Annotated in this window: 3 protein-coding genes; 2 read left to right on the top strand and 1 reads right to left on the bottom strand. The window is 52.4% G+C overall.

The genetic code is table 11. The features are described 5' to 3' along the window. Positions 1-33: 33 nt before the first annotated feature. Positions 34-459 (bottom strand): hypothetical protein, encoded by a 426-nt coding sequence (locus G3436_RS28115; RefSeq protein ID WP_243667336.1) that lies wholly within the window; start codon positions 457-459, stop codon positions 34-36. A gap of 27 nt (positions 460-486) precedes the next feature. Here G3436_RS28115 and G3436_RS28110 point away from each other — a divergent pair, with 27 nt between their 5' ends. Together G3436_RS28110 and G3436_RS26040 are read left to right on the top strand one after the other, a co-directional pair. After that, a complete protein-coding gene (locus tag G3436_RS28110; protein WP_243667335.1) occupies positions 487-693 on the top strand; it encodes a hypothetical protein in 207 nt (68 codons plus the stop codon). A gap of 554 nt (positions 694-1247) precedes the next feature. Next, positions 1248-2906 carry an FMN-binding glutamate synthase family protein gene (locus G3436_RS26040; protein WP_163951142.1) on the top strand — a complete coding sequence of 553 codons (1659 nt, stop codon included), beginning with the start codon at positions 1248-1250 and terminating at the stop codon, positions 2904-2906. The last annotated feature ends 188 nt before the right edge of the window (positions 2907-3094 follow it).

Below are 3094 nucleotides of genomic sequence, written 5' to 3'. Positions count from 1 at the left end.
CATGGGTCTAGGAGTGAATTTTCATGGTTGCCATCAGCTGTAGAAGTCCAATTGGCACACGGCAAGCCAACGGGCGACAGTTCTGCGCACTATGTCGTCCGTGAGTGTTCCATCGATCTTGAGGCGCTCATCGGCGAGCAATCGATCAGATAAACGATCCTTGATCATCTCTACCAGTTTGTCCGGGTGATCGGAGGTGGTAAGACTCCATTCCTCAACATTTTCCTCAAAACCGTTCAGTGTTTTCGCAACATGAAAATATGTTTGGGGGGATGTTTTATAGAGTGTCTGGAAAAAGCTGTCGTGATCCAAGAAAGAATTTTTGGTTTTACTAAGAAGACTTGCTACTGCACGCTCCCCTTTGTGGGACATCCGCAGTTGCGTTTTACGTTCAAGATTTTCGTCATAAGCCGTTGGGCTCTCATTAACTTTTGGAACGTGTTGCTCACCTTGCCCCATGGAGATCGGTACTCCAGCTGAAGTACGGTGCTGGTTGATCTCTTGGATATAAAAATCAATGTCGTGTACGAGTATCGTGAAGTTTTCATCCAGGTGTGGAAGATCCCACGCCCTGACTTCATCCTGTTTTTTTTGAGCGTGGGTGAGCAGCGCGTTATGAGCGATCTCAGGTGTGACGAAGCACCAGTCTTTGATTTTGGTACCACCGAGGATGCCCTGAAGGCTAGTTTTTGATTTTTTTTGAGCTTGTTCAGATCCTTGGTGATTTTGTCCTGCTGCTTTTTGTTGAGCACAGTGCGCTCGTAGATCGAATCAGGGCAATAGCACTGGAAGGCAAGCCCAGTGTGTTTTCGTGAATCCTTCAATCCCGAAATCACCTGGCGTGGCTGGTACGTGCTGGTATCCGTCTGCGCCAAATTTCGTCTTGAAGACGAGCTGGAGTGTCGCCTCCCACGTCGTTCCGTTGAAGGGGCCTGCTGGTGTGATGATCAAAGCTCGCCTGCCTTGCCACGCGTATCGATTAGTCCATTACTGAGGCGCCACGTTCGGGCCTCAGATACCGGGAAAGGTGCTTCGCATTACATAACGTGACGCTATCAAATGGCCACTCACGGGTCTACGATTTGAACATAAATTGACCACAATATTTAACTGGTTATACATACAGCTAAGTAGAGCAGGTTCCTTATCAGCGGTATTCGGAGGCGGCATCCTGTCCCTAAGGTTCATCAACACATAGCGAATTGTTGGTATGTTGGCTCTACCAGGCTATGCCAGAAGGAAATCCCATGAGTTTATCTCTGCTGAGTCGTTATGCGTTCTTCGTCTGTTGTGTGTTCTTCACGTTGCTGACTCTGCCTTTTGCACACCAGCATGAGTGGCTTTGGCCTATGACGTTTATTACCGGGGCCCTGAGCCTCTTGGGGGTGTTCGACCTCCTGCAATCGCGCCATGCCGTTCGACGCAATTACCCCATTCTCGGCAACATCCGCTACCTGATTGAAGGGATCCGTCCAGAGATCCGTCAGTACCTGCTCGAAGCTGACGATGAGGCCACGCCCTTTTCACGTGCTCAGCGTGCACTCGTGTATTCGCGCGCTAAGAGTGAAGCCTCAGATAAGCCATTTGGCACATTGATGAACGTCTACCAGACTGGATACGAATTCATTAGCCATTCGATGCGGCCAGCTCCCCTCTCAGACCCTGAAAGCTTCCGGGTGGAGATCGGTGGCCCGCAGTGCAAACAGCCATATTCCGCATCGGTTTTCAACATCTCGGCTATGAGCTTCGGCTCGCTCAGCGCCAATGCAATTCGAGCGCTTAACAAGGGTGCGAAACTGGGAAAGTTTTCCCATGACACGGGGGAGGGCAGCATCAGCTCTTATCACCGTGAACATGGCGGTGACTTGGTCTGGGAGCTTGGCAGTGGGTATTTCGGATGCCGGACGCATGATGGCAAGTTCGACGCACAGAAGTTTGCCAAACAAGCGAATGACCCACAGGTGAAGATGATTGAGATCAAGCTGAGTCAGGGTGCCAAGCCTGGCCACGGAGGCATTCTCCCGAAGCACAAGGTTACTCAGGAGATCGCGAGTACTCGTGGTGTGCCGATGGGGCAGGACTGCATCTCACCATCGAGCCACAGCGCTTTCTCTAACCCATTGGAGCTAATGCAGTTCATTGCCCACCTGCGTGAGCTATCTGGAGGGAAGCCTGTGGGGTTCAAGCTGTGCCTGGGGCATCCGTGGGAGTTCATGGGTATCGCCAAGGCCATGCTTGAAACTGGAATTCTGCCTGACTTCATCGTTATTGATGGCGCTGAGGGTGGTACCGGTGCAGCGCCGGTAGAGTTCACGGATCACCTTGGCGTGCCTATGCGTGAGGGCCTTTTGTTCGTCCACAACACGTTGGTAGGTATCAATCTTCGGGATAAGATCAAGCTGGGTGCGAGCGGCAAGATCATCAGTGCGTTCGACATTGCAAGCGTCCTGGCGATCGGTGCGGATTGGGGGAATGCGGCGCGCGGTTTTATGTTCGCGATAGGGTGTATCCAATCTCAGTCATGCCATACAAACAAATGCCCTACCGGTGTGGCTACCCAGGATCCTCTGCGTCAGCGAGCGCTGGTTGTCGAAGACAAAGGTGCGCGAGTTTATAACTTCCACCGAAGCACGCTGAAGGCGCTGGCAGAGATGCTGGCTGCTGCTGGTTTGACGAATCCTTCGCAACTGACTGCGCGCCACCTCGTGCGTAGGATGTCGGCTACCGAGATTAAACTCTTTTCCCAGATGCACGTGTTTCTGAAGCCAGGGGAGTTGCTCAGTGGTCAGGTCGCCGGTGAGTTTTACGAGCGTATGTGGCGAGCAGCTCGGGCTGACAGTTTTGACCCAATGCCAGCAGAAGAGACAGCTATGGAGCCCACGGTGATTGGCCAAGCTATAGCATGAGTTGTATCGACTACGTGTCCAAACAATTTATGATGATACGGGGACGCTCGCCTAGTGTGGGCAAGCTTTCGCCCTAGGCGCTCCCGGGAGTCGGTGTTCAGCTGGGAAATTGCGCCTGACTTGACCACGCGTTTGCCTACCACTTGACCACCTGTTTGCATTCGACTTGACCAGCCATTTGCATCGGA

The sequence above is a fragment of the Pseudomonas brassicae genome (genome assembly GCF_010671725.1).
Taxonomy (GTDB): Bacteria; Pseudomonadota; Gammaproteobacteria; order Pseudomonadales; family Pseudomonadaceae; genus Aquipseudomonas; species Aquipseudomonas brassicae.
Note: the sequence above shows the minus strand (reverse complement) of the source record. Positions and strands in the feature narration are given on the sequence as shown.